The sequence below is a fragment of the Desulfurella multipotens genome, from assembly GCF_900101285.1.
GTDB lineage: Bacteria > Campylobacterota_A > Desulfurellia > Desulfurellales > Desulfurellaceae > Desulfurella > Desulfurella acetivorans.
The window spans coordinates 31,856-39,068 of record NZ_FMYU01000014.1 but is presented as its reverse complement, the minus strand read 5'-3'; the positions used below and the strand labels follow the sequence as shown (position 1 = coordinate 39,068).

Sequence of the window (7,213 nt, the reverse complement as noted above, 5' to 3'; positions counted from 1 at the left end):
CCACCTACTTTTGGTGATAAATAATAGATATGTGAATCTACCTGAGCATCATCTGTAGTAACTAAGTTTCTTGTGTATATCCAGTAGATTATACAAGCAATGGTAATTACAACTACACTTGCAATAAGAATAAGCTTTTTTTTAGGGTTGGACATGGATTTTCCTCCAAACAAACGATTAATTAATTTTTCTTATAAAAAAATTACAAAATGTACTTACTTAAATCTAAATTCTCAACAACATCAGCAACTTTTTGCATCACATATTTATCATCAACAGTTATATTATTATTTTCAACATCAGGTGCTTCAAACAAAATATCTTCTAAAACTTTTTCAATTAGAGTGTGGAGTCTTCTTGCCCCAATGTTTTCATTTTTATCATTAAAATATTCAGCAAGTTCTGCAATTTTTTTTATGGCGTCATCTGTAAAAGTTAAATTAATGCCTTCCGTTTTTAATAATTCAGTATATTGCTTAATTAAAGCGTTTTTGGGTTGAGTTAAGATTTTGTAAAAATCATCTTTAGTTAATGCTTGTAATTCCACACGAATTGGGAACCTTCCTTGGAGTTCAGGTATTAAATCGCTGGGTTTTGTTTGATGAAAAGCACCAGCAGCTATAAATAAAATATGATCTGTTTTAATTACACCTATCTTTGTATTTATTGCACTACCTTCTATAATAGGCAATAAATCTCTTTGAACACCTTCTCTTGATATATCAGGTCCGCCTCCTGCAGTTTTACCAGCAATTTTGTCTATTTCATCAATAAATACAATTCCCATATTACTTACAAGCTCTCTAGCAATTTCTTTTACTTTTTCTTTATCAATTAAATTTTGAGCTTCTTCCTCTTTGAGTATTCTTTTTGCTTCTTTAATTGTTACTTTTTTTGTTTTCTTTTTCGAAGGCAGCATATTGGAAAGTAAACTTTTTAAGTTTGAGTCAAAATCTTCCATCATTGGCTGTGATATTTCAATAAAAGGTATTTGCATAGATAAATCTTTTTCTTCTATAGTAATTTCAATTACTTTATCGTCTAATTCACCTTTTTCAAGTTTTTCTCTAAATTTTTCACGCGTCTTTTTTATACTTTCTTCTTCATCACGATTTTCTTCATAAATGGAAATTTTCTTCTTAACAGGAGGGACCAATATATCTAATAATCTAGACATTGCAATCTTTTGGGCCTGCTCATCAACTTTTTCTAATTCTTGCGCTTTTGCTGTTTCATAACCTACGCTTGCCAGATCTCTAATAATTGACTCTACATCTCTTCCTACATATCCAATTTCTGTAAATTTTGTTGCTTCAACTTTGACAAATGGTGCATTAACTATCTTTGCCACACGTTTGGCAATTTCGGTTTTGCCAACACCAGTAGGTCCAATCATCAATATATTTTTTGGTATCACATCTTCTTTAATATCATCGGGTAATTTACTTCTCCTATACCTTGATCTTAAAGCAATTGCAATGGCTTTTTTTGCCTGAGCCTGGCCAACTATATATTTATCTAAAAATTCTACTATTTTTTTGGGTGTTAACTCTTTTAAATCATTCTTCATGTTCTCTCCAATTTATCAACTATAATGTTTTCATTTGTATAAATGCATATTGAAGATGCAATCTTTAGCGATTCTAGGGCAATTTGTTGGGCATTTAAATCAGTATGATTAAGTAAAGCTTTTGCAGCAGCTAGCGCATATGGGCCACCAGAACCAATTGCGCATATATTTTCATCAGGAGATATTACATCTCCACTTCCCGATATCAAATACATACTATCTATATCGCATGCTATAAGCATAGCTTCTAGGCGGCGCAATATTTTGTCAGTACGCCAATCTTTCGTTAACTCAACTGCAGAACGCGTTAAATTTCCGCTGTATTTATTAAGCTTTTCTTCAAGTCTCTCAAACAAAGTAAAAGCGTCTGCACTTGCTCCAGCAAAACCTACTAAAATACTATCATTGTAAAGCCTTCTGATTTTTTTTGCTTTGGCTTTCATTACTGTATTTCCTAGTGTTACCTGTCCATCGCCTGCAATTGCTACCATATTGTCTTTTTTTACGGCAATTATTGTAGTTGAATAAAACTGTTGCATTATTTACCCTGAGTTGCAAACTTGGATTTTTTTAACAAAATAGGCTCTTTACCTTCCTCTACAGTTTCTTTTGTAACTATACATTCTTTTATTTCGTGCTTTATTGAAGGAACCTTGTACATGATGTCATTCATTACTTCTTCCATAATGCTACGTAAACCCCTTGCACCAACTTTGCGCTCAAGAGCTTTTTTTGCGATCGCTTTTAGGGCATCATCTTGTATAGTTAGTTTAACATGCTCAAGCTCAAATAACTTCTGGTACTGTTTAACAAGTGCATTTTTTGGTTCTGTAAGTATTTTAATAAGTTCATTTTCTTTTAAATCTTCCAATGTTGCAACAACATGAAGCCTTCCCACAAGCTCTGGTATTAGTCCATATCGTACCAAATCTTGTGGTGTAACATTTTGTAATAATTCTGATATATTTAGTTCTTCTTTGGACTTTATAGGGCTATTAAAACCAATACTTTTTTGGTTTAATCTGCGAGCTACAATATCAGCCAATCCTTCAAATGCACCACCACATATAAATAGGATATTTGTTGTATCAACTTGAATAAATTCTTGTTGTGGATGCTTTCTTCCACCGTATGGGGGCACATTTACTACGCTGCCTTCAATAAGCTTAAGTAAAGCCTGCTGAACTCCTTCGCCTGATACATCTCTTGTAATTGAAGGGTTTTCGCTTTTTCTTGAAATTTTATCAATCTCATCAATATATACAATGCCTTTTTGTGCTAAAGCTACATTGTAATCAGCAGCCTGCAAAAGCCTAACTAATATATTTTCTACATCTTCTCCTACATAGCCAGCTTCGGTCAAGCTAGTAGCGTCAGCAATAGCGAATGGTAAATTCAAAATCTTGGCAAATGTCTTTGCAAATAATGTTTTACCCGTACCTGTCGGTCCAATAAGCAAAATATTGCTTTTTTCTAATTCAACATCTGAGTTTAGCAAATTTTGGTTTGAGTTTATTCGTTTGTAATGGTTATAAACCGCTACGGATAATGTTTTTTTAGCTCTTTCCTGCGAAATTATATACTCATCTAATTTTTTCTTGATTTCTTCGGGAGTGAGGTTGTATTTTTGAGTGTCTTCGTTTTCTTTTCTTATATCTTCAGCTAAAATATTATTGCACAATGCAATACATTCATCACAAATATAAACACCAGGTCCTGCTATTAACTTTTTTACTTCATCCTGAGACCTACCACAAAATGAACATCTAAGTGGCTCTTTTGGTTTTGCCATAATTATTTTTCTCCTGTTTCTCTTTTTTGAAGCACTTTATCTATAATACCATACTCAAGTGCTTCCTGTGCGCTCATAAAATAATCCCTTTCGGTATCTTTTTCAATAGTGCGCAATTGTTTGTTTGTGTGTTTACTTAAAATTGTATTTAATTCCTTTTTTAATCTGAGTATTTCTTTTGCGTGAATCTCAATTTCACTTGCCTGCCCCTGAACGCCTCCTAAAGGCTGGTGTATCATTATTCTACTATGAGGCAAAGCGTATCTTTTGCCTTTTGCGCCTGCTGCTAAAAGCACAGCTGCCATTGAAGCACAGCTACCAATGCAAATCGTTGACACTTCTGGTTTTATGTACTGCATTGTATCATAAATGGCGAGACCACTTGTAATAATACCACCTGGAGAATTAATATATAAATATATGTCTTTATCTGGGTCTTCAGATTCCAAAAATAACAATTGACTAACTATTATATTTGCAAGGTAATCGTCAATTTCACCACCAAGCATTATTATTCTATCCTTTAAAAGTCTTGAATAAATATCGTAGGCTCTTTCACCATGTGGCGTTTTTTCTATTACTATTGGAACTAAACTCATACTGCTTCCTCTTTAACAGCATTTTCAAGCAAAAAATCCAAAACCTTATCACTTAATAAATCAACTTTTATTAAAGGTAGCATGCCTTTTTCTTCATATTCTTTATAAAGCTGTTCAAAACTTTTTCCGCTAATATTTGCTTCTTTTTCTATAGCATTTCTTACCTCTTCGCCGCTTACATCGATGTTTTCTTTATCAGCAATTTCAAGCAATAAAAATGTTGCTTTAACACGTTTAACTGCTTCTGGCTCAAATCGTTCTCTAAGTTTTGCAGGTTTATATTCTTCTTGCTTTAAGTCGATACCCCTATAATATGCATTTTTTACAAAATCCATTATCAAATTGCTCGTTTCCTTACTTACAACTGTCTGAGGAAGTTCAAAATCATGAGAATCAAGTAGCTTTTCTAATATTTCTTCTTTTTGTCTTTCTATTTCTTGAAGTCTTTTATTTTCAGCCAACCTTTTTTTGATATCTTCTATTAAATCATTTACTGTTTTAAAATCTTTGTTTATTTTTTGTGCAAATTCATCGTTTAATTCTGGTTCAATAACCTTTTTTATATTTTTTAAGGTTATTGTCAACTCAACTTGCTTTCCTGCAATTGATTTTATAGAGTGCTCTTGCGGAAATGTGACAGTAATTGTTTTTTCATCATTTTCTTTCATGCCTACAATTGCATTTTCCACTTCACTTATTAGTTGGTTTGTCCCAAGCTGAACATACAAATCTTTACCAGTTAAATCTTTGATTTCTTCGCCTGTTTGAACATCTTTTGCTTTAATATCAAACACAACAACATCGTTTAACTTTGCTTCTTCGTGTGAGTCTTCAAGCGAGCTAAAAGCACTTTTTAGTTGTTTAATTGATTTGTCAATGTCTTCTTGGCTAACCTCGTATGGCTTTTGTGACACCTTTATGCCTTTGTATTCTTTTAATTCAATATCTGGCTTAACCTCAACTTCTACTTCAAAATAAAAACCTTCTTCGTTAAAATCTTTAACATTTAAAAATATAGGATCTGATACAACCGATAAATTATTTTCTGAAACGCAAAAACGATAGCCTTCTTCCAATAAATCTCTTTTTACATCTTCATCAATGTCTTTACCATAGTTTTTAAGTATAATTTCTTTTGGTACTTTACCTTTTCTAAAACCTTTGATATTAACAGTCTTTTTAAGGTGATTTATGATATCTTCCTTTGTCTTTTGAACTTTTTGTATTGGAACTTTTATAAACATCTTCCTTTTTGATGGTTGAACTTTTTCTACTTTTACTTCAAACATTTGACCTCCATAAATTTTACACGCTTTTACCAATATAACAAATAACAATCTATTTTTCAAATAAAATTACACAAAACCAAAGTTTTAATTTACTTGACTTTTTTTATTAAAGCTATATATTGGAAATAGCTTGGTTTTCCCCCTCTTTTAAGGCGTGAAAAGTTTCCCCCTCGATAAAAACTTTTCACGCCTTTTTTATTAAACAATAAAACTTGAAAAATTTTAGTTAAAATTGTAATATTTGCAAGTTATGAGCATTGCATCGCTTATTGCAAAAAAAAAATTGTTAACCATAGAATTTAACCCTCCTAAGAATACTGATATACAAAAACACATTTTAAAACTTGAGCCATTTAAAAACATTGTAGATGCTATTAATGTAACAGATTCTCCAATGGCAAAACCAAGAATGAATTCAATTGTTTCTGCAAATTTTATTAAAGACATAAGCGAACCAATCTTTAACCTAACATGCAGAGATAAAAATAAAATTGCAATTCAATCTGATTTACTAGCAGCAAGTGCTTTAGGTTTAAAAAATATTTTAGCTATTACTGGTGATCCTGCAAAAGACAATGACAGTGTATATAAAATCAATGTATTTGAGTTAATTAAATTGATAAAAAATTTAAATGAGCAATTCAATACTGGTTTTTTTATTGGATGTGCAAGCGACATACCAAAAACAAATAATATTTCTTCAATAGAGTCAAGACTTAAAAGAAAATCTGAAATTGGAGCAGAATTTGTTATCACGCAACCAATATTTTCAAAAAACGATCTGGAAAGATTTTTAGAAGCAAGCAATAATATAAAAATTCACAAAATTATAGGTATAATGCCGATTGTAAGCTACCAAAGCGCGTTGTATCTAAATAATAATGTAAAAGGTATCAATATACCTAAATTCATATTATCTAAATTTGAAAACGCTTCAATAGAAGATTTTAAGCTTATAACATTTGAATTACACAATAAGCTTTTAAATGATATCAAGAATTTATTGCCATATATTGATGGTTTGCATATAATGAAGCTTGATTATGAAATTGCTCAATTAACAAAAAAATTTTTGGAGGTTTGATGGATATTTTTAAAGAAGGTTTAGAGCCTGTAAAAGAGCCAACACAAGAAGATGTTGTTGATGCTATAAATATGATTCTAGATAAAGCACCAAAATGGACCATAGTAGAAGAATTAGAAGAAATTGCAGAGTATATATTAATTTTAGAAAAAGCTTTAGAAAAAAATGGTATAGCTCTTGATAAAAATGATATGAACGAAATTAAATTCGAAGATGAAGAAGAATTTAAAAAAGAAAAAAAATGGTTGTTGCTTCATTTTGTTGGAAAAATTATTAAAAAAGAGGGCCCTTAACTATGTCAATTCTATCAGACAAAGAAATTATTAAAAGAGCTAGACAGGGTATGATTGAACCTTTTGCAGAAACACAAGTAAAGTTAGTAAATGGCAAAAAGGTTATCTCTTATGGAGTATCAAGCTATGGGTATGATATGCGTATATCCAATGAGTTTAAAATCTTTACCAATGTAAACAATTCTATTGTTGACCCCAAGAACTTTGATGATAAAAGCTACGTGGATTTTGTAGGTGATGTTTGTATAATACCGCCAAATAGTTTTGTTTTAGCAAAAAGTGTAGAGTATTTTAGAATCCCAAGAGATATCCTAACCATTTGTGTAGGTAAATCTACATATGCAAGGTGTGGAATAATTGTTAATGTAACACCTTTTGAGCCAGAATGGGAAGGATATGTAACAATTGAGATATCAAATACAACACCACTACCAGCTAAAATTTATGCCAATGAAGGTATAGCACAGGTAATATTCTTAAAAGCAAGTGAAGTATGTCAGGTTAGTTATGCGGATAAAGGGGGTAAATATCAAAAACAAGAAGGTTTAACATTACCAAAGATATAGAAGTAAAGAGAGGAGTTTTT

At 31.3% G+C, this 7,213-nt stretch carries 8 protein-coding genes; 3 read left to right on the top strand and 5 right to left on the bottom strand.

Annotation, left to right across the window (positions count from 1 at the left end; genetic code table 11):
- Window positions 1-202: 202 nt before the first annotated feature.
- The 5 genes from hslU to tig are packed head-to-tail and all read right to left on the bottom strand — an operon-like array spanning window position 203 to window position 5,250.
- A complete protein-coding gene (gene hslU, locus BLQ93_RS08550) occupies window positions 203-1,570 on the bottom strand; it encodes an ATP-dependent protease ATPase subunit HslU (RefSeq protein WP_092129630.1) in 1,368 nt (455 codons plus the stop codon).
- Window positions 1,567-2,109 carry an ATP-dependent protease subunit HslV gene (gene hslV, locus BLQ93_RS08545; RefSeq protein WP_025392236.1) on the bottom strand — a complete coding sequence of 181 codons (543 nt, stop codon included), beginning with the start codon at window positions 2,107-2,109 and terminating at the stop codon, window positions 1,567-1,569. Before hslV ends, hslU begins: the two co-directional genes overlap by 4 nt.
- Complete coding sequence (gene clpX, locus BLQ93_RS08540; protein ID WP_025392237.1) at window positions 2,109-3,362, bottom strand: ATP-dependent Clp protease ATP-binding subunit ClpX; 1,254 nt, start codon at window positions 3,360-3,362, stop codon at window positions 2,109-2,111. Before clpX ends, hslV begins: the two co-directional genes overlap by 1 nt.
- A 2-nt stretch (window positions 3,363-3,364) precedes the next feature.
- A complete protein-coding gene (gene clpP, locus BLQ93_RS08535; RefSeq protein ID WP_025392238.1) occupies window positions 3,365-3,961 on the bottom strand; it encodes an ATP-dependent Clp endopeptidase proteolytic subunit ClpP in 597 nt (198 codons plus the stop codon).
- The gene (tig, locus tag BLQ93_RS08530) at window positions 3,958-5,250 is read right to left on the bottom strand and encodes a trigger factor (RefSeq protein WP_092129628.1); all 1,293 of its coding nucleotides are present in this window, start codon (window positions 5,248-5,250) and stop codon (window positions 3,958-3,960) included. The genes clpP and tig overlap by 4 nt, the downstream gene beginning before the upstream one ends.
- Before the next feature lie 250 nt (window positions 5,251-5,500).
- Here tig and BLQ93_RS08525 point away from each other — a divergent pair, with 250 nt between their 5' ends.
- Genes BLQ93_RS08525 through dcd form a run of 3 tightly spaced genes read left to right on the top strand, consistent with a single transcriptional unit; the run spans window position 5,501 to window position 7,193 of the window.
- Window positions 5,501-6,334 (top strand): methylenetetrahydrofolate reductase, encoded by an 834-nt coding sequence (locus BLQ93_RS08525; RefSeq protein WP_025392240.1) that lies wholly within the window; start codon window positions 5,501-5,503, stop codon window positions 6,332-6,334.
- Window positions 6,334-6,627, top strand: coding sequence for a hypothetical protein (locus BLQ93_RS08520; RefSeq protein ID WP_092129626.1), 294 nt, complete (start codon window positions 6,334-6,336; stop codon window positions 6,625-6,627). Before BLQ93_RS08525 ends, BLQ93_RS08520 begins: the two co-directional genes overlap by 1 nt.
- A 2-nt stretch (window positions 6,628-6,629) precedes the next feature.
- Window positions 6,630-7,193, top strand: a complete 564-nt coding sequence (gene dcd / locus BLQ93_RS08515) for a dCTP deaminase (RefSeq protein WP_025392242.1) — start codon at window positions 6,630-6,632, stop codon at window positions 7,191-7,193.
- Window positions 7,194-7,213: the final 20 nt, after the last annotated feature.